Annotated in this window: 23 protein-coding genes; 15 read left to right on the forward strand and 8 right to left on the reverse strand. The window is 44.5% G+C overall.

Translation table 11 applies throughout. The features are described 5' to 3' along the window. Nucleotides 1-11: 11 nt before the first annotated feature. Complete coding sequence (locus tag gpAD87_RS06825) at nucleotides 12-893, reverse strand: helix-turn-helix domain-containing protein (protein WP_064637036.1); 882 nt, start codon at nucleotides 891-893, stop codon at nucleotides 12-14. Between the two features lie 137 nt (nucleotides 894-1030). Here gpAD87_RS06825 and gpAD87_RS06830 point away from each other — a divergent pair, with 137 nt between their 5' ends. From gpAD87_RS06830 to gpAD87_RS06875, 10 genes are all read left to right on the forward strand, one after another. Beyond that, complete coding sequence (locus tag gpAD87_RS06830) at nucleotides 1031-3742, forward strand: alpha-L-rhamnosidase (protein WP_064637038.1); 2712 nt, start codon at nucleotides 1031-1033, stop codon at nucleotides 3740-3742. Nucleotides 3743-3918: 176 nt separating this feature from the next. Further along, the gene (locus tag gpAD87_RS06835) at nucleotides 3919-4314 is read left to right on the forward strand and encodes a VOC family protein (RefSeq protein WP_064637040.1); all 396 of its coding nucleotides are present in this window, start codon (nucleotides 3919-3921) and stop codon (nucleotides 4312-4314) included. 49 nt (nucleotides 4315-4363) lie between these two features. Then, the gene (locus tag gpAD87_RS06840) at nucleotides 4364-4891 is read left to right on the forward strand and encodes a GNAT family N-acetyltransferase (protein WP_064637042.1); all 528 of its coding nucleotides are present in this window, start codon (nucleotides 4364-4366) and stop codon (nucleotides 4889-4891) included. Between the two features lie 151 nt (nucleotides 4892-5042). Then, on the forward strand, nucleotides 5043-6131 hold the full coding sequence (locus gpAD87_RS06845; RefSeq protein WP_064637044.1) for an acyltransferase: 1089 nt from the start codon (nucleotides 5043-5045) through the stop codon (nucleotides 6129-6131). A gap of 179 nt (nucleotides 6132-6310) precedes the next feature. Further along, nucleotides 6311-6871, forward strand: coding sequence for an AAA family ATPase (locus tag gpAD87_RS06850; protein ID WP_064637045.1), 561 nt, complete (start codon nucleotides 6311-6313; stop codon nucleotides 6869-6871). A gap of 21 nt (nucleotides 6872-6892) precedes the next feature. Beyond that, the gene (locus gpAD87_RS06855; RefSeq protein WP_064637047.1) at nucleotides 6893-7198 is read left to right on the forward strand and encodes a hypothetical protein; all 306 of its coding nucleotides are present in this window, start codon (nucleotides 6893-6895) and stop codon (nucleotides 7196-7198) included. Nucleotides 7199-7939: 741 nt separating this feature from the next. Then, entirely contained in the window at nucleotides 7940-8779 is an 840-nt protein-coding gene (gene licT / locus gpAD87_RS06860) for a BglG family transcription antiterminator LicT (protein ID WP_063563219.1), read from the forward strand. Between the two features lie 366 nt (nucleotides 8780-9145). Further along, nucleotides 9146-11056 carry a beta-glucoside-specific PTS transporter subunit IIABC gene (locus gpAD87_RS06865; protein ID WP_064637049.1) on the forward strand — a complete coding sequence of 637 codons (1911 nt, stop codon included), beginning with the start codon at nucleotides 9146-9148 and terminating at the stop codon, nucleotides 11054-11056. A gap of 34 nt (nucleotides 11057-11090) precedes the next feature. After that, nucleotides 11091-12533, forward strand: a complete 1443-nt coding sequence (locus gpAD87_RS06870; RefSeq protein WP_064637051.1) for a 6-phospho-beta-glucosidase — start codon at nucleotides 11091-11093, stop codon at nucleotides 12531-12533. A 312-nt stretch (nucleotides 12534-12845) separates the two neighbouring features. Continuing rightward, complete coding sequence (locus gpAD87_RS06875) at nucleotides 12846-13244, forward strand: RidA family protein (RefSeq protein WP_064637053.1); 399 nt, start codon at nucleotides 12846-12848, stop codon at nucleotides 13242-13244. A gap of 121 nt (nucleotides 13245-13365) precedes the next feature. On the opposite strand, the gene gpAD87_RS06880 is transcribed toward gpAD87_RS06875, so the two are convergent. Continuing rightward, nucleotides 13366-14526 carry a S8 family peptidase gene (locus gpAD87_RS06880; protein WP_064637055.1) on the reverse strand — a complete coding sequence of 387 codons (1161 nt, stop codon included), beginning with the start codon at nucleotides 14524-14526 and terminating at the stop codon, nucleotides 13366-13368. Between the two features lie 209 nt (nucleotides 14527-14735). On the opposite strand from gpAD87_RS06880, the gene gpAD87_RS06885 reads away from it, so the two are divergent. The 4 genes from gpAD87_RS06885 (at nucleotide 14736) to gpAD87_RS06900 (ending at nucleotide 17013) form a co-directional block, all read left to right on the forward strand. Then, complete coding sequence (locus gpAD87_RS06885) at nucleotides 14736-15260, forward strand: GNAT family N-acetyltransferase (protein ID WP_231952462.1); 525 nt, start codon at nucleotides 14736-14738, stop codon at nucleotides 15258-15260. Nucleotides 15261-15360: 100 nt separating this feature from the next. After that, nucleotides 15361-16221, forward strand: a complete 861-nt coding sequence (locus gpAD87_RS06890) for a Cof-type HAD-IIB family hydrolase (RefSeq protein ID WP_064640777.1) — start codon at nucleotides 15361-15363, stop codon at nucleotides 16219-16221. A gap of 33 nt (nucleotides 16222-16254) precedes the next feature. After that, nucleotides 16255-16515 (forward strand): hypothetical protein, encoded by a 261-nt coding sequence (locus gpAD87_RS06895; RefSeq protein WP_082935023.1) that lies wholly within the window; start codon nucleotides 16255-16257, stop codon nucleotides 16513-16515. 228 nt (nucleotides 16516-16743) lie between these two features. Further along, the gene (locus gpAD87_RS06900) at nucleotides 16744-17013 is read left to right on the forward strand and encodes a YjfB family protein (protein ID WP_442950712.1); all 270 of its coding nucleotides are present in this window, start codon (nucleotides 16744-16746) and stop codon (nucleotides 17011-17013) included. A 102-nt stretch (nucleotides 17014-17115) separates the two neighbouring features. Here gpAD87_RS06900 and gpAD87_RS06905 read toward each other — a convergent pair whose 3' ends face one another. The 6 genes from gpAD87_RS06905 to gpAD87_RS06930 form a co-directional block, all read right to left on the reverse strand. Then, a complete protein-coding gene (locus gpAD87_RS06905) occupies nucleotides 17116-17853 on the reverse strand; it encodes an HAD family hydrolase (RefSeq protein ID WP_064637057.1) in 738 nt (245 codons plus the stop codon). A gap of 71 nt (nucleotides 17854-17924) precedes the next feature. Further along, the gene (locus gpAD87_RS06910) at nucleotides 17925-18974 is read right to left on the reverse strand and encodes a zinc-dependent alcohol dehydrogenase (RefSeq protein ID WP_064637059.1); all 1050 of its coding nucleotides are present in this window, start codon (nucleotides 18972-18974) and stop codon (nucleotides 17925-17927) included. 278 nt (nucleotides 18975-19252) lie between these two features. Then, nucleotides 19253-20491, reverse strand: a complete 1239-nt coding sequence (locus gpAD87_RS06915; RefSeq protein WP_024630502.1) for an aspartate aminotransferase family protein — start codon at nucleotides 20489-20491, stop codon at nucleotides 19253-19255. A gap of 90 nt (nucleotides 20492-20581) precedes the next feature. Then, the gene (locus gpAD87_RS06920; protein ID WP_064637060.1) at nucleotides 20582-21790 is read right to left on the reverse strand and encodes an MFS transporter; all 1209 of its coding nucleotides are present in this window, start codon (nucleotides 21788-21790) and stop codon (nucleotides 20582-20584) included. Between the two features lie 272 nt (nucleotides 21791-22062). Then, entirely contained in the window at nucleotides 22063-22695 is a 633-nt protein-coding gene (locus tag gpAD87_RS06925; RefSeq protein WP_064637063.1) for a hypothetical protein, read from the reverse strand. Nucleotides 22696-22766: 71 nt separating this feature from the next. Next, nucleotides 22767-23636 (reverse strand): hypothetical protein, encoded by an 870-nt coding sequence (locus gpAD87_RS06930; RefSeq protein WP_231952463.1) that lies wholly within the window; start codon nucleotides 23634-23636, stop codon nucleotides 22767-22769. 159 nt (nucleotides 23637-23795) lie between these two features. On the opposite strand from gpAD87_RS06930, the gene gpAD87_RS06935 reads away from it, so the two are divergent. After that, nucleotides 23796-24488, forward strand: a complete 693-nt coding sequence (locus tag gpAD87_RS06935) for a pseudouridine synthase (protein WP_064637067.1) — start codon at nucleotides 23796-23798, stop codon at nucleotides 24486-24488. Nucleotides 24489-24525 lie beyond the last annotated feature (37 nt).

The raw sequence follows: 24525 nt of genomic DNA on the forward strand, positions 1-24525 counted from the left end.
CAGGGACACATTTAATTCAATGGTTCTGCTCTGAAGTTCCTGCGATAGCCCTGAGGGGTTTCTCCCGTAATTCGTTTAAAGACGGCGTAAAATGAATCTACATCCCGGTAGCCTACAAGTTCAGCAATTAAACTGACTTTATGTTGTGAATTCTTCAGCAATTCACAGCTTTTTTGTATGCGCAAATGTTGCAGGTAGGCACCAAATGTCCGGCCGGTATGGGTCACGAACATGCGCCCAAGATGTCTTTCGCTCCAACCAGAAAGTTTCACCAGTTCGTTTAGACGGATTGGTTCGTTAACATGTTGGTCCAGGTAATGAAGGATATGTTCCATATCAGTCGCATTTTCCTTCTCATTGCAGGTAGCTTGATGAATCTGTCTATACGTCGTCACGACGAGTTGGCTAACAAGCGTATACAGGATCGTGGAAGAGCCGATTCCCGGAACGGCAGATTCGCGGTACAGCTTTACCATTAATTCTTCCATCCGCTGGCTGTAATCTGTGATGGATACATAAGGAACCCGATTCTTTTCCAGATCTGTCAGATGATTTCGAATCTCCGCCTCCTGAATAATAATGGACAGGGTGTGAATCAGTTCGGAATTGAACAGACAGTTATAGATAATGAGTGGATGCTCTGATACATTCGCAGTAGCTGGGCGGAATACATGAGGAACGCCGACTGGAATGACAAATAACATGCCTTTGTGTACCGGAATAATATCGTCACCAATGTGATGAAAGCCTTTTCCTTCTGCCACATAACTATACTCAACAAACTCGTGTGCGTGAAAAGGAACCACAAAATCCTCGGAACATCGGTTCACGAACAGCTTCAGATTATTCTGGAAAAAGGATTCACTCTTGAACAGTTGTACGGTTGGATTCACGGAATAGCCTCCTTAGTTGGAATGACCAGATTACCGGGTTAAACTGTCCTCATTGCCGGGTATTTCCGATCACAGAATCGATATAATTATATCGTAACCTTGAATTGGAAACCACGATGGAAAGGGATGTTTCTCTGATGTTGACCGTAAGTCATCTGCGTTGTGAGTATAGAATAAATCCGATTGGAATAGACATCACGTCGCCTAGGATAAGCTGGCATTTGCAATCCGATCTCAGAAATTGTGTACAGTCAGATTATCAAATTCAGTTGTCACGGACGGAAGATTTTGCTCAGATGGAGTGGGATTCCGGCAAAAAAAGCTCTGATCAGTCCATTCATGTTGAACTGGAGCACTGGGTGCCCGAAGCACGAACCCGCTACTATTATCGCATTCGTGCCTGGGAACGTGCAGGAGATGAATCAGACTGGTCGGAGACAGCGTATTTCGAGATGGGATTCATGGGTAGTGAAGATGCCTGGCAGGCGGAGTGGATCACAGTCGATCCTTCCTCTCAGCAGGATGAGTCTTGCCCACGACTGCGTACCTCGTTTGAATTGAAAAAGCCTGTAGCTTCGGCAAGAATATATGTGACTGCACTTGGATTGTACGAACTTCATCTGAATAATCAGCGAGTGGGCGAAGCGTACTTCACCCCGGGCTGGACCAGTTATAGTAAGCGGTTGCAATATCAGGTTTATGATGTTACCGATCAGCTTCAGAATGGACAGAATATACTCGGTGCTTATCTGGGAAATGGTTGGTACAAAGGACATTTGGGATGGGAGAAAAAGCAGGAGATATACGGTACGAACGCAGGTTTGCTGCTGGAACTTCATATTCATTATACCGATGGTTCAGAAGAACATATTATTTCGAATCGAAACTGGAAGAGTTCCCCCAGCGCCATTCGCAGCTCGGACATTTATATGGGCGAAACGTATGATGCACGTATGGAATCTGATTGGCAGGATTCATCCTCAGTCCAATGGTCGCCAGTACGTGTCCTGGATTACTCGAAGGAGATTATTATTGCACAAGAGAACGTTCCCGTAACGCCAATAGAGCAAATTAAACCTATCGCCTTGCTTACAACTCCACTGGGAGAACGTGTGCTGGATATGGGACAGAATATGGTCGGTTGGGTGAGATTCAGCATTCAGGGTGAAACGGGGCATACGGTTGAGTTGCTACATGCCGAGATATTGGATCATCAGGGTAATTTCTACACTGACAACCTGCGTGGGGCAACGCAGTGCATTCGTTACACCCTAAAAGGCGGTGTAGTAGAGACGTACGAGCCACGTTTCACATTTCAGGGATTCCGTTATGTGAAGTTGATTGGATTCCCGGATGAGATTCGGCTTGAGGATTTCGCAGGTGTAGTTCTGCATTCCAATATGGAGCGAACCGGTGATTTCAAAAGCTCCAGTCCACTCGTGAATCAGCTTCATCACAATATATTGTGGGGGCAAAAAGGGAATTTCGTTGACGTACCGACAGATTGTCCGCAGCGTGATGAGCGGCTGGGCTGGACGGGAGACGCGCAGATGTTTATACGAACATCCTCATACCTGATGAATACGGCGCCTTTTTTCACCAAATGGCTGAGGGATCTGCAGGCGGATCAGGGGGAGGATGGAGGCATTCCTTTCTACGTTCCTGATTTGAGAAGTTCCACGTCAGACGGATGGGGGGATACGAATCATTCTTCCGCTGCCTGGGGGGATGCCGCAGTGATCTGTCCATGGACGATCTACGAGATGTACGGTGATGTCAGGCTGTTGGCCGAGCAATATGACAGCATGAAGCGCTGGATTAATTACATTCATGCTCAAGGAGAGAATCCTTGCTTGTGGAATACTGGCTTTCACTTCGGGGATTGGCTCGGGCTGGATTCCAAGCCGGACAGCTATATTGGGGCTACAGATAAGGAATTTGTAGCAACTGCATTCTATGCCTATTCTGTATCTCTAACACGGAAGACTGCTGAGGTGTTAGGCCAGGCGGAAGATGTAACTTATTATGATAATCTGCATGACAACATTGTTGCTGCATTTCAAGATGAATTTGTGACACCTGCGGGCAAACTTGCAGTTCCCACACAGACTGCGCATGTACTTGCTTTGCATTTTGATCTATTGGATTCTACAGCTCGGAAACGTACCATTGATCAATTGGGAAAATTGGTTGCGGACGCAGGAAACCATCTGACCACCGGATTTGTTGGAACACCTTATCTGAATCCGGTATTAAGTGATACGGGACATCATGATCTGGCCTATACGCTGCTCTTTCAGGAAGATTATCCATCCTGGTTATATCAAGTGACACAAGGTGCGACTACGGTTTGGGAGCATTGGGACGGAATCAGGGAGGATGGCAGTCTGTGGAGTGCAGACATGAATTCCTTCAACCATTATGCTTACGGCGCCATAGGGGAGTGGTTATATCGTTATGTTGCCGGAATTAACACAGATGAGCAACAGCCCGGGTTCCGCATCGTACACATCGAGCCCAAACCAGGACCAGGACTGGAGTGGGTCGAAGCGAGTTTCGAGACCATGTACGGTTCTGTCACATCGAACTGGTATCGCCGCGATAATAACGAGATAGAGGTTCGTGTGACCATTCCTGCCAATACGACGGGCACGGTCCTTCTTCCTGGAGCAGATTTACAGACAGTTCTGGAGAACGGAAAAGCTTTGGATCAAGTAGCGGATATTCATGAAATTCAAACTCAGGGATCGGATGTACGAATTGCTCTGGGATCAGGAAGCTACCAATTCACATATAAAGTAGTTAAAACAGAGCAGGAACTGCACGCACAACAGGTGGAATCAGTATAACCGGTGTGCATTAGAGGAATTCGCAAGCAGGATCGTGAACTAATATAATAGCGAAAGCTGGACCGAGTAGAGGATCTGCACACGCAGGTTCTCTTTTTTTTACTTGGACAGAGAAATTTTTCTTCATTTTGATACGAGGACCACAATATTAATGCAATGAAGGGAGAAAGATAAAGTTGACGACTGGAAAAATTCTAGGTATTGCCTACAATGTCATTCCTGTAACAAATGTAGAGCAGTCAGCAGCATGGTTCGTGAACCATTTTGGATTTAATATTAGACAGCCAAGAGAAGGCTATATCAGCCTCTTTAGAGACAATAGACCAATTCTCGATCTGATTGAAAGTGATCATGAATCCAGAGCCGTATTTCAAGTGAAGCAGAAGAAGAGATGGGTCATCACCTTTTTTACAGACGATATCGTTAAACTCCATACTGAACTCACTGCTAGTCAAGTTCGTGTTGGCAAAGTTAGTGATGAGGGCATATACGGAAAGTTCTTTACATTCGAGGATCTGGACGGTAATCTGTTCGACGTCTGGGAGCATCATGACTGTGAATTAGTATATTAGGGTGAAGGAGCATAGCAATATCAATATGAGTAAGGAGGACGTATTTAGAATGAGCAAAGAAAAAGTTAGACTAGTCAAACCTTCAGCTGAATATAAAGAAACGTATGCAGCATTTTATGAAGACTGGGTTGCAAGCGGAGAATCAATGGTACCGTGGGTCATTTCGAAAGAACCTTATCCTTTTGAAGAGATGTTAGCTTTTTTGGAACGCAGTGAACAAGGCATCGATATTCCTGAGGGCTGGGTTAGGGACAGTACATACTGGCTCGTGACGGAGAGTGATCGAGTTGTTGGAGCAGTAAATATACGACATGAATTAAATGAGAAGCTGTTCCATAGCGGAGGGCATATTGGTTATGGAATTCGTCCAGGCGAGCGGCAAAATGGATACGGTGCCGAGATCCTCAAGCTTTCCTTGGAAATTACCAAAGATCTCGGGATTACCAAAGTATTAGTGGTATGTGACGCGCATAATGAGGCATCCAGAAGAGTTATTCTTCGTAACGGGGGTATCCAGGATCAAGACTATGTAGAACCTGACGGGAATATCGTTGAGCGGTTCTGGATAGGTAAATAGCTAATGTCGAATAATGCTGAATGTTGTTGTAATTTAACAAAAATAATATAGATCATGATTGTAATACCCACGTCTGCTGATTAAAATAAAGGTTAGAATCTGGATTGCGGCCGGAAACTATCATCCTATCAGGCATAAGTGAGGTTTTATTATGAATCAACCGGTTAATCGGCCCCGGCGTATTGAGTATCTGGATCTCTATCGTGCTTTTGCAATTATGGCGGTGGTCGCCATTCATGCGACTTCAACAGCAGTTGCACATTATCCCAAGCACACGTTGGATCATAACTTTTATTATTTTTGGAACAGCTTTCTGCAATTCGCCGTACCTGCATTCCTGTTTCTGTCCTCATTGGTGTTGTTCTACAATTACAGCTCCAAGATAAAGGAAAAGGGCTGGATGCCCGCTTTTTATAAAAAGCGATTATTTTATGTTTTTGTGCCTTATCTGGCCTGGTCACTCATTTATTTTATCGTCAAACAATGGCTAGCAGGCAAAGAACCTCTGGCACATGTGAAGCAGTTCTCGGAGCAATTGTTAACCGGTACTGCACACACGCATTTATATTTTTTTCTGATTATTTTGCAATTTTATGTGGTGTTTCCACTACTTCTATCGTTAACACGTTATCGTGTATTTAATCGATATTTACCTTTGTTCTTTATTGCTGCGCAGGCTGTTTTTTACGCGTTGCATTTGCAGTTTCATTTCTCACGGATGGGGAGTTTGCTGCCCAGTTACCTGATTGTTATTGGATTCGGTGCATGGATTGGGTTGAACTTCGATGCGGCTTTGAAGAAATTGTTCTTGTACCGTTACGTGCTGATTGCTGCATTATTGAGCGGAGGAGCAGTGTTTATTTACGGTAATGCTTATATAAAAACGGCTTTCGCCGCAACTCCGGCGCTAACCTATACGTTGCTATTTCTATTCCGTAATCTGTTTACCCTCTCAGCCTGCTTACTCTTACTGATCGTATGTGAACGAATAGGTGCATGGAAACAGAATGGATCTAATCGGACAACTCGCATTCTGAACTCTTTGGGTACGGTGGCGTTTGGTGTATTCTTAATACACCCATTAGTGCTCTTGTTCTGGAGAAGAGAACTCACCGTGGAACTCGCCCCACACTTCAGTCTTGGTATTATGCTGTCTTATGTTGTGGCGATTTTGCTCTCATGGATTATTGCCATGGGACTTCGTCGAATGAAGTGGGGATGGGTTCTGATCGGACGTTAACGTTGGGCAGACTGTGTAACGGTGAATATAAAGTAAAACCGAAAAAGAGATTTCAAGCCCTGAACATTCAGCGGGTGACTTGAAATCTCTTTTTTATTTGTCGAAGAGGCGTTATTATGGACTAATGTCCAGAAAATTCAAGTAATGGTATACATATCGCTGATGACAGGAGTGATGGGATGAAGTTCATCATTATTTTTGGTCCACAGGCTGTGGGGAAAATGACGGTGGGTCAGGAATTGGAGAAGATCACCGATCTGAAATTGTTTCACAATCATATGACGATTGAACTGGTGTCACCTTACTTCAGTTATGGTACACCTCAAGGAAAGAGACTGGTTAATCTGTTCCGTCAGGAGATTTTTGAAGAAGTGGCGAAGAGCGAGCTGCCCGGTTTGATTTTTACATTTGTGTGGGCATTCGAAATGAAAGAGGATTGGGAGTACATTCGCAAAGTCAGTGCGTTGTTTGAGTCCAGAGGTGCAGAGGTATGTTATGTTGAACTGGAGGCTGATCCGGCGGAACGACTGGAGCGTAACAAGAGCCCGCATCGGCTGCTGCACAAAGCAACGAAGCGTAATGTCGAATGGTCCGAGCAGGATCTGCTTTCGAGCCTGGAGAAATATCGATTGAACTCCGAGCCTGGAGAAATTACGCATGAGCATTATATTCGGATTAATAACACTGACAAGAGCCCGAAAGACGTGGCACAGCTAATCCAAGATCGATTCAAACTGTAATTGAAAGTGGAGGGGAAAAGCATGTATATCATTTTGGCTCTAATAGTAGGATTTGTTCTGTGTCTTCTGATGCCATATGGTACGATTCTGGCAGGCGCGATTATATTTGCACTTGTTGCAGACAATTATCGTCAGACCATGAGTATGCGCGAGGATATTCGATCCTTCAAGCATCATCTAGGATTGATGCACAAGGGCGAAGCGGAAGAGTACCAGATCGATAAACAGTTAACGGATATCGAACACTTGGATTCGGACCAGTTGAAGATCATTAATCGAAGAATCGAAGCAGAGCTGGAGAAGGAAAGCAAAAAGAATAAATCATGATGAACCGACTACACGAAAAGGGAGAAATAGGGTGCCAATGGATTCGAGATTTTACATCTTTATAACGATTGGCAAGGTACGCCGTTGACTGATGAGAGTTATGAGATGATATATGTCTGCAAAAAAAAGTGAGAAAAGCGTGACGGAATAATGATAATTAATTTTTTTTGTATGCAATTTTTCATCATTCGGACACATTAAGTCCTCCTCTAAGGAGGGCTTTTTTGTTTATTTATGATCCGAATTCAACAGGATTTTAAGAAGCATATAATCAAAAATATAGTGAATAAGTGCAAGCACTTTTTATCTGAACTGGCGCGAAAATGTTCATGAACGTATCTATAAATTTTGGTTTATTAATGGACGAAGTGGAAGGCGAGGAGTAGGCTGGATGATACAGATCTAACACAGACAGGTATTGAAATTCTGGATTTGGAGCTCTGGGTGCAAGTATAATTCCATGGATAAGGCGTCATGCTATGGGAGTGCTTATTGAGAAGGTGGATAGATTCAGAATGATTACTTCCAAACAGAAAAAAATACAAAGCAGATAAACAGATTCATTTATGCGTTCATGGAGTGATTTGTTAGCTGAAAAGCATCAACGATTTTTTTGTTGCACATTGTAGAAAAATGTAATACCATGAACGCACATATAGTTAACATTGAAGTGAAATGGGCAAGGCCAGTGACCTCATGGAAGGCACGGTTTGCCTTTTTCTGTATATTGGAGTGGATAAAGTGAAGATCGAGAAGGTGTTAAACAATAATGCTGTAGTTGCGATTAAAGATGAACGTGAAGTCATCGTTATTGGCCGGGGAATTGCTTTTCAGAAGCGAGCAGGCGATGAGGTGTCGGAGCAGCATATTGATAAGATATTTACTTTACAGAATGAAAATATTCAGGAAAATTTCAAGGCATTAATCGCAAGCATACCACTGGAATACATGAAAGTGTCTGAAGAGATTATTGCCTATGCCAAGCTGAAACTTGGGAAAAAGCTAAACGAGAGCATCTATCTGCATCTGACGGATCATATTCATTTTGCCATTGAACGTTATCGTAACAATCTGCCTATCCGTAATGGACTGCTGTGGGAGACCAAGCAGCTCTACAAAGACGAATATGAGGTAGGGCTGGAAGCGTTAAATATGATTTGTGATCAGTTTGGTGTGCTTTTGCCTGAAGATGAGGCGGGGTTTATGGCACTTCATTTTGTAAATGCAGCACTTAACGAAGAGATGCCTAACATCCGAAGCATGACTCAGGTCATGCAGGAGATTTTGACGATCATCAAATATCATTTCAAAATGGACTTTGACGAGAACTCATTGAATTATTATCGATTTGTGACTCATCTGAAGTTTTTCGCCCAACGGCTGGTAAAAGGCAAGCATTATAAGAGCAACAACGACGATGAGTTATTCGAGATGATTCAGAAAAAGTATCCTGAAGCGCACAAGTGCTCGGAGAAGATTAGAAAATTCATTGAAAATAACTACACGTATCAACTGACTAACGAAGAAATGATGTATTTAACCATTCATATTGAGCGTGTGGTGCATGCCACTTCAGAGTAACGATATTACAAAATAAAGATTCTTAAAAAAACGCTTGCAAAAGATTAGAAGTTATTATATTATGAATCCATAAAGTAAGCGCATACATCAATCGGATTGTAACTGTTCAATCAGGCAATTCCGATACTTCCGACCACTCTGGGTCCGTAAAGATGGGTTGCAACTTACTTTAAGATGAAGTTGTTAATGCTACAACTGAATATCGCTGTGTACAGCCTTACAGGGTTGCAACCGTTAAGGGCAAAACCTGAATTGCTGAATATCACGACTTGTTTCCGGATTTTTCGGTGCGTTGTGTATGTTCAGTAGTTCAGGTTTTCTTTGTTTCACAAGCATCGGGAGTCTACTTAGAGAGGGAGAATTACTATGAACTACGATCAACTGGCCAAAGACATCTTGTCTGGTGTAGGCGGAGCTAAAAACGTAAACAGTGTATTCCATTGCGTAACGAGATTGCGCTTTAAACTCAAAGATGAAAGCGTTGCAAAAACGGAAGAACTTAAAAATCTGCCGGGTGTCATTACCGTCATGCAGAGTGGTGGACAATATCAGGTCGTAATCGGCAATGAAGTGCCGGATGTATATAAAGCCGTTGTAAAAGCTGGTAATCTGCCTGCTGAGGGCCAGGTTCCAGAAGAACAGGAAAGTTCTGGTAACAAGGGAAGTTTGTTTAGTCGCTTTATTGATATGATTTCTGGTGTCTTCACTCCGCTGCTTGGACTGCTGGCTGCGACGGGGATGATCAAAGGTTTTACAGCCATGTTTTTGTCCTTCGGATGGATAGCGGACACATCAGGTACGTACCATCTGCTGAATGCAACGGGCGACTGTCTGTTCTACTTCTTCCCGGTATTCCTGGGTTATACGGCCATCAAAAAATTTGGCGGCTCACCGTTCCTCGGTATGGCGATTGGAGCTACACTCGTATATCCTACGCTGTCCGGTTTGACTGCGGGTGATCCACTGTATACGTTGTTCGCAGGTACATTATTTGAATCACCAATTCACATTACGTTCTTGGGTATTCCTGTAATCCTGATGAATTACTCATCATCAGTTATTCCGATCATTATCGCTACATTCTTTGCAGTGAAAATAGAGAAATTCTTCAAAAATGTTATTCCTAAAGTGGTTAGTACGTTCCTGGTTCCATTCTTCACACTGCTGGTTATCGTTCCTGCAACATTCCTTGTAATTGGTCCAATATCCACATGGGCAGGTCAATTGATTGGTGCGGGAGCAACAGGCATCTATGAATTAAGCCCACTCGTTACAGGTTTGGTCATTGGCGGTTTGTGGCAAGTGTTTGTATTGTTTGGTCTTCACTGGGGACTCGTACCAGTCATGCTTCTGAACCTGAGTACGTCCGGTTCTGACCCAGTGGTTGCGATGTCTTTCGCCGCTTCCTTTGCCCAAATTGGTGCAGTACTCGCTGTTATGTTAAAAACCAAGAATGCCAAATTGAAATCATTAAGTATTCCAGCCTTCATCTCGGGGATCTTCGGTGTAACTGAGCCAGCCATCTATGGTGTGACACTTCCACTGAAAAAACCATTTATCATGAGCTGTATCGCAGGTGGTATTGGAGGCGGAATTCTAGGATTATTCGGATCGAAAATGTACATGTTTGGCGGACTTGGCGTATTCGGCTATCCGACCTTCATCAACTCGAAAACAGGCGTTGATTCCGGGTTCTACATGGCTCTTGTAGCTACAGCGGTTGCGTTCATCCTTGGTTTTGTTCTTACGTATGTTGTTGGTTTCAAAGACAAAGCAGACGCAGTTCCAGCGCCAACACCTGTACTTGATCCAAACCCGAACAACAGATATGAAATTTTCAGCCCAATAGCTGGTGAAGTGGTTGAACTGAAAGAGATCAATGATGTTACCTTTGCAGGAGAGCATATGGGTAAAGGGATTGCGATTCGTCCAACTAGCGGCAGAGTCGTATCTCCAATCACGGGTGTCGTACAAACGGTATATCGCACCAAACACGCCATTGGACTTGTCACTGATGATGGTGTTGAGATGCTGATTCATATCGGACAGGATACGGTGCAATTGAAAGGTCAGCATTTCACCGCTCATGTCAAAGATGGCGAACGCGTTAATGTGGGCGATCTGATCATGGAATTTGATCTGCAAGCGATCAAGGATGCCGGATACGAGACGGTTACACCGATTATTATTACAAACACATCCAATTATCTGGATGTAGTGGGCACGAAGGATGCATCTGTGAAAGAGAAAGACAAATTGCTCACAGTGCTCGGTTAATTGAACGTTCATTATGGATGGGAGGCAGACGTGAATGTATGAAAAATTAACAGCCTTCCCGGAGAATTTTCTCTGGGGAGGAGCAACGGCAGCGAACCAGCTAGAGGGAGCTTATCTTGAAGGTGGCAAAGGGTTAACTACGGTTGACCTGATTCCCACGGGGGCTAATCGCTTCCCTATTGCTTTGGGAAATCTCGATTCATATGAGCCCAAAGATGGCGAGTTTTATCCTTCGCATGAAGCGATTGATTTCTATCATCGATACAAAGAAGATATCGCACTATTTGCGGAAATGGGATTCAAGTGCTTTAGGCTCTCTGTAGCCTGGGCACGGATTTTCCCTAATGGCGATGACGCTGAGCCGAACGAGGCGGGATTGCAGTTTTACGATGATGTCTTCGACGAACTGTTGAAATATAATATTGAACCTGTGGTCACAATCTGTCACTTTGATGTCCCTGTACATCTGGTCGAAACGTATGGCGGATGGAAGAATCGTAAGATGATTGATTTCTTTGAGACTTATGCAAAGACATTGTTTAATCGTTACAAGGACAAGGTCAAATACTGGATGACGTTTAATGAAATCAATATGCTGCTGCATCTTCCGTACATTGGTGCGGGTATCGTTCTTCAGGAAGGTGAGAATAAAGAGCAGGTTCTCTATCAGGCAGCGCACCATGAATTGGTTGCCAGTGCTCTGGCTGTGAAGGCCTGTCACGAGATCATTCCGGGCGCACAGATTGGTTGTATGCTCGCAGCTGGCATGGTCTATCCGTACACTTCCAACCCGGATGATGTATGGAAAGCCATGGAGCAGGATAGGGAATCGTTCTTCTTTATCGATGTTCAGTCTAAAGGAGCTTATCCTGGGTATACGAAGCGCTTCTTCAGGGAACACGAGATCGTCATTGATATGCAGCCGGAAGATGCAGATATTCTCATGCAGAATACAGTTGACTATATCGGATTCAGCTATTACGCCAGCCGTTGTACAAGTACTGATCCGGAGATTTTGAAGGATTCGACCGAAGGCAATGTTTTTGGTTCAGTGAAGAACCCATATCTTCAAGCATCCGAATGGGGCTGGACGATTGATCCGAAGGGTCTTCGAATTACCTGTAACCAGCTGTATGACCGCTATGGCAAACCATTGTTTATTGTGGAAAATGGACTTGGTGCAACGGATGTGTTGCTGGACAATGACACCGTTGAAGACGACTACCGCATTGATTATCTGAATCGTCATTTTGCCGAGATGGCTGAAGCTATTCAGGACGGCGTTGAGCTTCTGGGTTACACGAGCTGGGGACCGATTGATCTGGTCAGCGCAGGTACCGGGGAGATGAAGAAACGGTACGGTTACATTTATGTAGACCGGAACAATGACGGTAGCGGCACACTTCGCAGAGTGAAAAAGAAAAGTTTCCATTGGTACAAAGAGGTTATTTCCAATAATGGAGCGCAATATTTTTAACTCCAGGTGTAGCCCCTTGTGTATATACAAAGAGCAGTCTCGTTGACACGGGATTGCTCTTTGCTTATGAAGAGTGAATTTGACTCATGATTTGTTTCATATATATAATGAAGAGATCAAGAGAATCTTGTCACTTAAGAAGGGAGGAGCATCCAATCATGAAGAAAAAATCACTTGCATTTATATCTCCGGGATATGGATACTCCACTGCTGTCTTTTTCTAGAATCTATTCCAAGGGAGAAGTGTGCCCAAATTAGGAAGAAAACTAGGAAATATCGCAGAAAAATCTTAAGAATGACGAGGTAATCAACATGGAAACTGATAAAATTACTAGAAAAAATCCAGCTAATATGCCAGCTCCTGTAGGACAGTACACGCATATTACAAGAATTCCGAGAAATGCAGAGTTGTTCGTGACATCGGGTCAAATTGGAGCAGATGGTAGCGGACATTTTCCGGACAGTCTGAATGAGCAAGTTACGAATACATTCAGTAATATTAAAACAGTGCTCAAATCTGAGCATTTAGATGCTGAACATATTATTAAAGTTAACGTATGGGCGACGGAGAAAATCGATTGGGATTTCTTATACGCTGAGTGGGGACAATTATTCAGTCAGGATTATCCTGCGATGACAATTGGGTATATTACGGAGTTAGGTTTACCCGAAATTAAAATTGAGATTGAAATATGGGCAGCAAAAGTGTAGAACCAAATAAACGTATTTAAACCATGGAGCTTCGAAAGAAGCACCATGGTTTTTTGGTTTCTTTATTCGTGAGAAATGGAAATGGAGATAGTCCATGCCATTATGATTAAATGTAAATGTGTTATGGCACTTGCAGACTCTGATAGGCATTCAGTCGCCCATACGTCCAGTAGACACCAGATCCGGATACGGGATCGGATGCGAAGCAGAGGGCATCACGAATCTGCGCATTAGTTTTCCCACGTGCAGCGAGTAATGCAGCTACTCCCGCTACATGGGGAGCCGCCATGGACGTTCCGCTTAGATAGGCATAGGAGCCACCCAGGTAGGTGGATAGAATAGTATCACCTGGTGCAGCCATATCAACCCACGATCCATAGTTTGAGAAATTTGATTTGAGGTCGGAAGGATTGGTTGAAGCTACCGCAATGACGTTCGGATAAGATGCAGGTACAATCGGATACGAAGTATTATCATTACCTGCTGCCGCGATGATGACAGCGCCCCGATCCCATGCATATTGTACGGCAGCTTGAAGAAAAGCTTCTCCCGTTGGCCCACCAAGACTCAGGTTAACGACTTGAATACCGTTGTTGGCTGCGTAAACAAGTCCGTTTCCGACGTTACCCGTTGTACCTTGTCCATTGTTATCCAATACACGTAGCGGGACAATCGAAGCGAGCGGTGCCACACCTGCAATGCCAACTCCATTATTGGTTATAGAAGCTGCAATTCCAGCTACATGGGTGCCGTGCCCGTTACCGTCTTCGGGAATATTATCATAATCAACGTAATCGTATCCGGGAAGGAGCTTGCCAGCAAGCTCAGGGTGGTTTAACTGCACGCCAGTGTCAATGATAGCGATTTTCACCGAGCTGTTACTCTGGGAAATATCCCAGGCAGCAGGAGCATTGATTTTTGGCAGGTTGTACTGGTAAGGAAAAAACGGGTCATTTGGCGTAAACGATGACTGAAGGTAGTAGTTCGGTTCAGCGTGCTCGATGAGCACATGGTCCGTGTAGTGCTTTAACATACGTTGCATTTTCTTTCTTGATTCAATGCGATACCATCCCAGATCTTCATACGTTTCGGCTACGTTGCATTTTGCTTTTTTATGCAGAGTGTGCATCTCGTCGGCTGTCGTACCTTCCTTGAACTTGATTAACAGCTGTTTGGGTGCGTGGGGATGAAACTTTTTGGCTGCAAGTTTATCTTCCACATAACGATAGACGAATCCAATTGCCAGCAGAGCTGCAGCAGAGATTCCAAGCGATAACCACATATGTTCTTCCCCCTCGAATTTGATTGATGACACGCCTTATCGTATGCGAACCCTATCAAATCGCGCGGGCTTTCTGCTATTTTGGTTAGTCGTTTAGATAGATTGATAGGAAGAGTTTATTTCGGTAGAATTGTAAGCAGAGAGCGAACTTGCGCTTCGTTGGGTTCGTATACGGAGCTGAAACGGGCTCGAATCTAAGGATAAGGAATGTGGATTTTGTGACACAGCTTCAGGCCGTACCGAGAGTGATAGCTATTCAAGAGCACCAAATGAAAGATGCAATTGATTTTGCCATGCGTGTACGCAAAGAAGTATTTCCAATGCTGGATCATGAGGAATTACCTGTAGATCTGGAGCAATTCAAAGAACATTATCTGGATTCAGCCGATGCTGTATTCCTGGTTGCTGTCACCGAAGACAAAGAGATTGTGGGTTCCATTGGTATCCTGCCTTATGATGGACGTATCGAAGTTGTGAATGGACGATATCCTGAGCAGTCTGCCGCCGAAATTGTGAAATGTTATGTGGATTCTAAATATCGCAGATATGGTATCGGTTCACTCCTCGTAAGAGAACTGGAGAAAGTGGTGGCAGAGCTGCACTACACAACCTTGTATTTGCATACACATCGCTTTTTGCCTGGTGCCGTGGATTTCTGGAAACGTCAGGGATATGTGGTTGTAGTGGAGCAGGACGATGATTGGCAGACGGTGCATATGGACAAATTGCTATAAAATAAGTGATTATGACTATGATTACTTTAATGTACGAACTGCGGATACCGAAGGGGAATATAGGGTGATGCGTTTGGATTACTTTAATGGGGGATACGAGATGAGTACAACGAATCGAAAGATTGTTTTTATAGATATTGATGGCACATTGGTAGATGATGACGGCAACATTCCGGTTTCCGCACAACAGGCATGCAAACAGGCACGTGAAAATGGACATCTGCTTTATTTATGTACAGGACGATCGAAGGCGGAAATCTACGATTCTATATGGGACGTAGGATTTGACGGTCTGATCGGTGCTGGTGGTGGATATGTTGAATTCGGTCAGGATGTGCTGTATCACAAAAGGGTAACGGCAGAAGATGTACGACATATGGTCGATTTTTTCAATGAACACCAGATTGACTTCTACCTCGAATCCAATTCGGCTTTGTACGCCAGCGCCAATCTTCAATCTCATCTGGAACGTCGCATTTATGGGGATGTAGAGAATGATCCCGGTGCCAGAGCGAAAAAAGAACAAAAGCCACATCCGTTTATTGCTGGTTTGACATATGGTGAAGCCGATTTGTACAAGGATGACGTTAACAAGGTTTGTTTTCTGGAAAGCTCTACGATTCCGTTCGATCAAATCAAGCAGGAGTTCGAAGGCAAATTCGAAGTCATTCAGTGCACAGTGCCCATCTTCGGTGAAGGAAGCGGTGAACTGATGATCCCGGGCATTCATAAAGCCATTGCTATTGCAGATTTATTGGAGCATCTGGGTATGTCACGTGAAGATACACTCGCCATTGGGGACGGCATGAATGATGCGGAGATGCTGGAGTATTGTGCTGTAGGGATTGCGATGGGTAATGCCAAACCAGGTCTCAAAGCCATTGCAGATGATATAACTGGAACTATTGAAGAAGATGGTTTGTACCACAGTTTTGTGAAATATGGATTGATTGAGTCCTAATCAACTTCAAATGAGTGGGAAGAGGTGAAACCAATGTCGGAAGGAATAAAAGTTGAGCTGGAAATTAGTGCATTCTGTCAGGAAACAGTACCATTGTACGATGATTCTTTTCGTAAACATGAGATCGCAAGAACTCGTATTTTACCTAAAGAAACAACATTAGCGCAACTGGAAGAGATGGTAAAGGAATTGATGGCAGAGATCAAAGAGGATTTTCATCAACCGGAACAGTTATTAGCCAAAGTCACCCTGAGAGCCAAGGAAACAGATGGGGTATTGAAATACTTAGGTTAGAGACTATTTGTCATAGTAATGTTCTAGACTCCTGACAGGATCCAATAGATAAATCCACCAAATAACCCGATGCAAATTCCGGCAATGACTGAAAACAGGATAACAAATTTTTTCCCGTTCATAAGCTACCCTCCCTCTTGATTTTAATATATACGTATTTGTTGATGTTTTGTTTTGTTATAGCATCTTCAAAAGGATTGCGGGAGGGCGAATGTTAAGCTTTTGAACATGAAGGAGAGAATTACATATTTCCTGCTATCTGACCGATATAAAATAGGTATGCCTAATGACCAGAAAACGAAAGGAGTGCAGAACATGGATATTGCAGCATTATCAATGGCTATGAGTCAAGTCTCAGTGGCGCAGTCGGCGAGCTTGCAAGTCATGTCCTTGTCGAAAGACATGGCAGAGCAGCAAGGTCAACAGCTAACAGAAATGTTAAAGTCGGTTCCGGCTCCTCATCCCAATCTGGGTGGAAGTCTGGATATTTCGGTCTAGACGATATTCAAGTTTGCGTTATTGTGTTTAATTTGCAGCAAGCAAAACCCAAGCGGCTCCAATTCCAAGGAATTGAAGCCATTTGGGTTGTTTATTTTCGTCTTAGTTTATTTCCGACAAGCTTGGCGATTTGCCTTCCAACGGTAGTGTATCTTTCAGCGTCCATAACTCATCGTAACTGGAAATCTGAAGATCGGCTTTGGATAAGTCCTGGTCACCTGATCCCGGATTGCGGTATCCGATACACCGCATGCCTGCACTTTTGGCGGCCTGAACACCATTGCGCGAATCCTCAATGACAAGACAGTTCGAAGGGGATGCTCCAATCATTTCAGCTGTAGTCAGGAAAATATCTGGAGCCGGTTTGCCGTTCGTGACTTCCTCACCTGTCATTCGGACCTCAAAGTATTTTCCAAGTCCGGTCTTGTCCATGATCAGATCGATCAGTGCACGTGGAGATGAAGAAGCAACGGCTATCGGAATGTGCTGCTCATGCAGCCAGCTTAACCAGCGTTCTACGGAAGGCATGGCTGTCAGCTTCGGGTGAGCCAGCATCGTCTGCATCACATTATGTTGATGGTAGGCGAGGGCTTCTTCCACGGTAGCCGTCAACTGGTGCTTGTCCAACACTTGCCGCCACATCGATTCCAGCGTAACTCCAACATAGGTGTAATGTTCTTCCTCCGTCATCTTTGCGCCAAAATGGGCAAAAGAGCTGCGTTCAATCTCGAAATAAATCGGTTCGCTGTCAATCAGTACGCCATCCATGTCAAAAATGACTGCCTGAATGCTGTCATCCTTCGACTCTCCCAGCCCGTCAAACTCCTTGTTTGCTACCATGTTGTATTCCTCCTCCAGGATTCTGTAAGCAATTATCTCTAATTTATCTCAATCATGATTAACTTGCTACATTAGATGCTGGAGCTGCTGGATTGCAGCACCACTTTGATAGCATGTGAAGAAGCTTGAAGTGTACGCCCCTGAATATCGCAGCCAAGCGTGCGGAATGCCTCTTCGTAATCCTCCAACGGGAACGAGTGGGTGATAATTTTTTTCGCCGGGATAATCTGTTGCTCAATCATGTAATGTGCTGTTGCGAATGTGCCCAGAGAGTCGATGGAGCCAATGATTTTCAGACTGCGGTCCACAACTTCCTTGGGATTGAACGATGTGTTTCCATCTCTCAGACCGACCAGCATGAGATAACCGCCGCTGGCGAGTTGCGAGAGCACTTGTGTGCCTACAACGCCTGTCGTATCCACAATCATATCAACCTGATTAGTTGTAGGTGCGAGCGACTCTATCGCATTTTCAAAGGATGAATGAACCTCCCAACGGTCTGGTGCAATCGAACCTGCAATCGCCAGGCGTTCTTCCGAGATATCGACGAGACAGCCAGTGACTCCTTTGGAAGCAAGGGCATAGCTGTATAGAATACCAATCGGCCCTGCACCGAGAATAATTGTTCTAAAATTCGGCAGCAGATGGATCTGATTAATGCCTGTAAGCATGCAGCTCAGTGGTTCAGTCAGGGTCGCTTCCTCATAGCTCACATGGTCCTTTAATTTATACAAAAAGCGATCCTCGGTTACATAATAATCCGTAAATGTTCCGTCAGCACTCACACCTGTCTCTGTAACCGACTTATGTGTGCAGTGATTTTGTCTGCCTGTTCTGCACATGTCGCATTGCCCGCAATAATAGGTAGGATCGATAACAACTCGGTCGCCCGGCTGCAGTGTTGTTACAGCAGAGCCAATAGCAATGACTTCCCCGGCAGACTCGTGACCAAGAATAACGGATGGTACCGCATGATATTTACCGCTGACAATACCAAGGTCGGTACCGCACACACCCGTTGCCCGGATTCGAACCAACACCTGATTATCTCTCGCGATTTCCGGAACAGGCCGTTCCTCAAGAGCTACATCCCAAGCCGATTTGTATACCAATGCTAACATGTTAAAACCTCCTTATAATAATATGAAATGTAACTATAGCGATTCATTTTAAAAACAGTTTCTGACAAGATACGAAAGTAGCGGAGGGGACGAAATCGATTCTGGAGAAGCGGAGCGTTCGCCTAAAAGCTTTCTGGAAGAAAGCTGCTTCGGAAGCATATGCTATCAACGGATTTTTCCCTCGGAAAAGGGAAATCAAATAAAATCCGGGGATAACAGCGATCAGAAGAACGATTCGTAACCGAAACGACCACTTCGAGCAATGGCATTGAAATGTTTTAATGAACGCTGGCAAGCACCGAATCGAGTCGCTCTACAATTTCAACCAACTCATCTTCTGTTGTGGTAAGCGATGGTCTGACCTTAACTACGTTCCCGAAGCCGTAACGTGATCCTCTTAAAATCAGATGCTCATCCGTGAAGGCACGATCGATAATGGCGTTTGTTTTATCCGTATCCGGTTCATTATTGTCACCCACCATTTCCAATCCCCACATCAGCCCGACTCCACGAGCTTCACCGATGCTTGGATATTTCATGGCCAAATCCTGCAGCAATCCACCTAAAATTTCACCTTTACGTTTCACGTCATCGAGGAATCCAGGTTCGGATACAACCTCCAGGGTAGATTTGGCAGCGGTTACGGAGATCAGATTGCTTCCTGAGGTGAAGGAATGTTCATGCTTCTCCAGTACATTCAATCGGGATTGCATCAATACCGCAGCAACAGGTACACCGATTCCGCCGAGACCTTTGGCAAGGGTAATCATGTCAGGTTGGATATCGAATAGTTCGCTGGCGAACATGTACCCGGTGCGTCCGATTCCAGTCTGCACTTCGTCGGCAATAAGAATGATATTGTATTCATCACACAGTTTACGCAGGCGCTTGAAATAACCTGCAGGAGGAATGATATTGCCGCCATTGCCGAGAATCGGTTCAATAATCATGCAGGCGACTGAGCCGGAGCTCGCATATTCTATGGCATCGGAGATAGCTTCAACGCATTGATATCCGCAGTCTCCGCTTGAAGATTTGAATGGGCACCGGTAGCAGTATGGTGCAGGGACATGAACGGAGTTGGCTACAGCCGAATTGGGGAACCGTTTCCGTCGGAAGGCATTTCCCGATATCCCGGTTGCAAATTGGGTCTGACCATGATGGGACAAGTACAGGCTGATAATATCTGTGGATTGAGTGTATTTCTGTGCAATTTTGGTCGCACATTCATTGGCGGTTGAGCCCGTAATATCCCGCATCCATCCGGCATTAATGTCGTTTGGAGCATATTCAATCAGATGATCGAGCACTTCATCCACATACGGTTCTGTGAAGGAGGAAGACATATGCGTCAGATTGCCGACTTGTTCCTGAATTTTGCTCACGACATGCGGATGATTGTATCCCAGTGACAGATTGAATGTACCGGATACTCCATCCAGATATTCAACGCCTGCATCGTCAATCAACTTAATCCCTTGTCCGGTTCTGAAACGGTTTTTGGTTAAAGTTTGCATACGATTCCCTCCATAAATGTAATGTACTAGCCTGAACGAAGATCAACAATTCCGGATTACGCAGGCATCACCCCTCTCAAGAAGCAACGTTCAAATCTCTTTACTCTGTTGTGCGAGAGTTCCACTTACACTACTGTTCCTTACGTTCCAGAGATGAGAGAGTACAAGAGTGAGGAGCAGAATCAGACAGAATCCGGCCAAAATCCAGATCGTATTCACTACAGGCCACGCACTCATGCTCCATCCGGTTACATACTGCAGAATGGCGCCACCGATACCCCCTGATGCAATCAGGATGCTAGTTGTGCGCTCAGTCATGCCCGGAATCAAAATGTTGGCATAGACCAGTGCAATACAGAACAGCCCTGACATGAACAATCCGGTTCCGAAGATTAGCAGGTATGTAGCCCATTGGCCCGTAACGAACACCATGGCAACGGCGAACAGAAGTGTACCTACCGTACTCCAGATCAGGAAAGGCATGTAGTTGACAGCTTCAGCAATTTTTCCGGAAAAAAGACGACCGATAATCATGGCAATCCATAGGATGGATACGCTGAGTGAAGCGACAGACTCCTGTAACTGCAATCGTTCGACCAGGATGGAAGGCAGGAAGTTCATCAGGCCTAACTCCAGACCCATGTAAACGAAGAAAAAGATGACGAAGATTGTGAGCAGCCCCATATGTTTTCTGGAATACTGGGCCCTGCCCGTTGCATGTCCAACGGTGTTTTCACCAGCTTGTTTCAGATAAGAAGCGGCGGAGGTGGGCATGGTCACCCATAACAGCATGAGAATAAGGGATAACGCGGAAACGGTATAAAACGTAAGATGCCAAAGATCCAGCCAAATGTATAAGGCAGCGACTGCCGGAATGAGAAGTGCTCCGAGGGCAAAGTACACATCAAGCTTGGACATTGCGACTGCTTTCTGATTTTCCGTGAATTCTATCGTAAACGCACCAACGGAGGGCTCAATGATACCAGACCCAAACCCGACAATAATGGTTAGAAGAAGAACAACTGTCCAGGATGGCAAGAATCCGAGAACGGCATAGGCGGCCACAATACAGATCAGTGCGATGGTTAACATGGATTTTCTGCCGATGCGGGCAGTCATGGAAGGAGCAACGAGCACCCCGACAAGAAAACCAAGGAACTGCAGAAACAACAAAAATCCGCCATCACTATAACCACGCTCATAATGTGTCAATAAAACGGGTAGAAGTGCACCGAGTACAACGCTGGTTATGCCGATTAACAGATAAAAACCGCAGCTTAAAGCGAAAATTCTTCTCATAAGTTGTCCTCCTAAGATGGATATAAATTTTATATTATGTAAATAATGTTTCTTTCGTATATAACTTATACCATAATTATGCAATTGTACATGCTTTTTATTGTAAAATAATGTTAAATTTTGACGAATGAATGATCTTTCTCACACAATGTTCAACCTAAAACGATTTCGTGTCGAAGCAAAAAAAAGTTTCCTTGTCTGTAATAGACAGGAAACTTCTTGACGTTCGGGAACATTAATCCGAATATGATTTAACTTAAGCTGTCGTCCCACTAAGCAGTCTGCACAAAGAAAATTCCATCCAAGGGTGCCTGAGCAGATGCGGGGCCAGTTCGTAATAACAAAAATCCGTTTGCATCGGAAAGTCCCAGTATATCCTGATAGGGATGGGGGAAATCCCCGGAATAAATCTGACAAACGAATTGATAGTCCTCTAGTAGATGGCTAATTCCTTTCACACCGTTTGGTAGTATGGAAGAGAAAAATGAAAAGGCAGGGAAATCCTGTTCCTCTATCTGTATTTCGGTCAATCCTACTCCGCATAAAGGAATGGATTGAATGGGACATACGGAAGTTAGTGGCTCTGAAGATACGGATACATATGTACATCCAGCTAGAATATTTTCCTTCCATTCCAGCTCATCCCCCGTATAGGACACCTGATCCAAAAAGTATACCGAAGCGGAATAGGTGGAGAAGACCGAAATATACTTCCCAGGGGGCAACGAAGGTATATGCAGCTGTTGTAAAAGTGTATTGCAATCAATGGAGAACAAATGCAACAAGGGCTGACTCTCCTGATTAAGCGGCCAATCTGTAACATATGCAATTTCTCCGCCAATCCATATGCCAGTATTCTGGTTCAGAACATCAGGGTCAATTGAAAGCTGGTTAACTTTGTGCATGGTAAACTCCTCTTTGTGTCTGGATTAAGCTGTTTAAACGGACAACACATTAATTATGACGGGCTGACCGTTCAGTCTTTGACTTGAATCGCATTTCCAAACAGCTTGCGTGCTTTGTCCCAATCGACGCCTAGTTTACCTTGCCAGCCAGCCCAAGGCATCTCCATATCAGAGCGGCCTTTGGTATTATTAAGCAGCAACTCACCGTTCAGGAGATGTTCGTTGTTGGTCCAATGGTCTGTACTGAGGGAGAGAACCTGATTGGGCAGTACACCTACTCTGGACAGCGCTTGAAGAATACTTCGGCGAATCCCGGCGTGTCCTTTGACTAATTTCTCTGCAGTGAGTCGTTTCTCAAATTTCCCCGGAGACTCTTCGTCTTCAGCCTGATCCAGCATGCGAAGCAGTTGATTGAATGTGGTGATATCCTCGGGAGTCGGTTTAATTGGTCCTTGCTCAAGTATGGTGACAAACTCTGTCAGATCGGCGTATGCACCTACGCTTGTGCCACTGTAATCATAACCCTGGTGAAGGGCGTAACGGATATTGGATAGATTCTTCCAGCTCTCATCGCTATGACTGAAACCGCAAACTCTGCAAGCCAGGAACTGTTCAGTCTCTTCGTAAGCATGTGGCTCTGAGTGAATCATCATATGGTAGCTTGCGAGCGTAGATATGCCTCGAGGATAACTGCCCCCGACACCTGCAATAAATGCTTGGGTAATCGTGGACCAGGATAGACGTTCATTCTGCTGGAAAGCGATTAGTTGTTGAATGATATCATCATGGTGGACCATCTCCAGATCATTAGCCACCCAGCCCACTGAAGTCAGTATATCTTGTTCGGCGGGAGTTAGTGTATCCGTTTGATAGATCATTACTTCACGTACTCTCTCATAATCACCATTGGCGTGAAAATATAACTTTTTAAGGACTCTCATACACTTTTTGTCCATGGTTAACTCCTTTCCATAGTTTATTTTGGATTACCTATGTACCTCCGAATAACAATTCATTTGCTTCGTTTCATTATAAGTGAGATGATGTGGGATGAAAATCAGTACAAGGTACTAACCTATTGAACAAAGTGGTGGTGGAGCATGCGAATTAACAAATACATAAGTGAAACGGGATACTGCTCCCGCAGGGAAACGAACCGATTAATTGCAGCCGGGCGCATTACGATTAATGGTAAAGTGTGTGAAAAAGGAGCGGACGTGGAGCCCGAGGATATCGTGCTCATTGATGGTGAGAAGATTCCTTACAATGATCGCGAGCCTGTGTACCTTGCTTTGAATAAACCCATCGGCATTGTCTGCACCGCAGCAGAACAGGTGGAGGGAAACATCATTCAGTATGTGAATTATCCCTCGCGTATCTTTGCGATTGGCAGGCTGGATAAGGCGTCCGAGGGATTGATTTTTCTGACGAACGACGGGGACATTGTGAACAAAATGATGCGCTCGGAGCATAACCACGACAAGGAATATGTAGTAACTGTAGACAAACCAGTGACAGACGAATTCGTACGGGCGATGTCGCAAGGTGTTGAGATTATGAATGTGGTGACGAAACCGTGTGAGGTATATAAGCATAGTGAGAACGTATTTCGTATCATTTTGACTCAGGGGCTTAATCTACAAATCCGCAGAATGTGCAAAGCCTTGGGATACAGAGTGCTCAAGCTGGAGCGCATCCGAATTATGAATGTTACGCTGGATGGACTGGAACGTGGACAATGGAGACATCTGGAGAAGCAGGAGTTGGAGAACCTTCTGTCCATGTTGAATTAGAGAAAGGCATCTAAGCAACATCCCCGGCAAAATGAAG

It is taken from the genome of Paenibacillus sp. AD87 (assembly GCF_001659845.1).
Lineage (GTDB): Bacteria > Bacillota > Bacilli > Paenibacillales > Paenibacillaceae > Paenibacillus > Paenibacillus marchantiae.

Excerpts from the sequence above, each read along its gene's own strand:
- gpAD87_RS06905 (WP_064637057.1), bottom strand. The coding sequence starts at position 17,853 with ATGGTAGCAAACAAGGAGTTTGACGGGCTGGGAGAGTCGAAGGATGAC.
- gpAD87_RS06910 (WP_064637059.1), bottom strand. The coding sequence starts at position 18,974 with ATGTTAGCATTGGTATACAAATCGGCTTGGGATGTAGCTCTTGAGGAA.
- gpAD87_RS06840 (WP_064637042.1), top strand. The coding sequence starts at position 4,364 with ATGAGCAAAGAAAAAGTTAGACTAGTCAAACCTTCAGCTGAATATAAA.
- gpAD87_RS06935 (WP_064637067.1), top strand. The coding sequence starts at position 23,796 with ATGCGAATTAACAAATACATAAGTGAAACGGGATACTGCTCCCGCAGG.
- gpAD87_RS06925 (WP_064637063.1), bottom strand. The coding sequence starts at position 22,695 with ATGCACAAAGTTAACCAGCTTTCAATTGACCCTGATGTTCTGAACCAG.
- gpAD87_RS06880 (WP_064637055.1), bottom strand. The coding sequence starts at position 14,526 with ATGTGGTTATCGCTTGGAATCTCTGCTGCAGCTCTGCTGGCAATTGGA.
- gpAD87_RS06865 (WP_064637049.1), top strand. The coding sequence starts at position 9,146 with ATGAACTACGATCAACTGGCCAAAGACATCTTGTCTGGTGTAGGCGGA.
- gpAD87_RS06870 (WP_064637051.1), top strand. The coding sequence starts at position 11,091 with ATGTATGAAAAATTAACAGCCTTCCCGGAGAATTTTCTCTGGGGAGGA.
- gpAD87_RS06890 (WP_064640777.1), top strand. The coding sequence starts at position 15,361 with ATGAGTACAACGAATCGAAAGATTGTTTTTATAGATATTGATGGCACA.
- gpAD87_RS06845 (WP_064637044.1), top strand. The coding sequence starts at position 5,043 with ATGAATCAACCGGTTAATCGGCCCCGGCGTATTGAGTATCTGGATCTC.
- gpAD87_RS06930 (WP_231952463.1), bottom strand. The coding sequence starts at position 23,636 with ATGAGAGTCCTTAAAAAGTTATATTTTCACGCCAATGGTGATTATGAG.
- gpAD87_RS06900 (WP_442950712.1), top strand. The coding sequence starts at position 16,744 with ATGAAGGAGAGAATTACATATTTCCTGCTATCTGACCGATATAAAATA.
- gpAD87_RS06895 (WP_082935023.1), top strand. The coding sequence starts at position 16,255 with ATGTCGGAAGGAATAAAAGTTGAGCTGGAAATTAGTGCATTCTGTCAG.
- gpAD87_RS06915 (WP_024630502.1), bottom strand. The coding sequence starts at position 20,491 with ATGCAAACTTTAACCAAAAACCGTTTCAGAACCGGACAAGGGATTAAG.
- gpAD87_RS06850 (WP_064637045.1), top strand. The coding sequence starts at position 6,311 with ATGAAGTTCATCATTATTTTTGGTCCACAGGCTGTGGGGAAAATGACG.
- gpAD87_RS06855 (WP_064637047.1), top strand. The coding sequence starts at position 6,893 with ATGTATATCATTTTGGCTCTAATAGTAGGATTTGTTCTGTGTCTTCTG.
- gpAD87_RS06830 (WP_064637038.1), top strand. The coding sequence starts at position 1,031 with ATGTTGACCGTAAGTCATCTGCGTTGTGAGTATAGAATAAATCCGATT.
- gpAD87_RS06920 (WP_064637060.1), bottom strand. The coding sequence starts at position 21,790 with ATGAGAAGAATTTTCGCTTTAAGCTGCGGTTTTTATCTGTTAATCGGC.
- gpAD87_RS06875 (WP_064637053.1), top strand. The coding sequence starts at position 12,846 with ATGGAAACTGATAAAATTACTAGAAAAAATCCAGCTAATATGCCAGCT.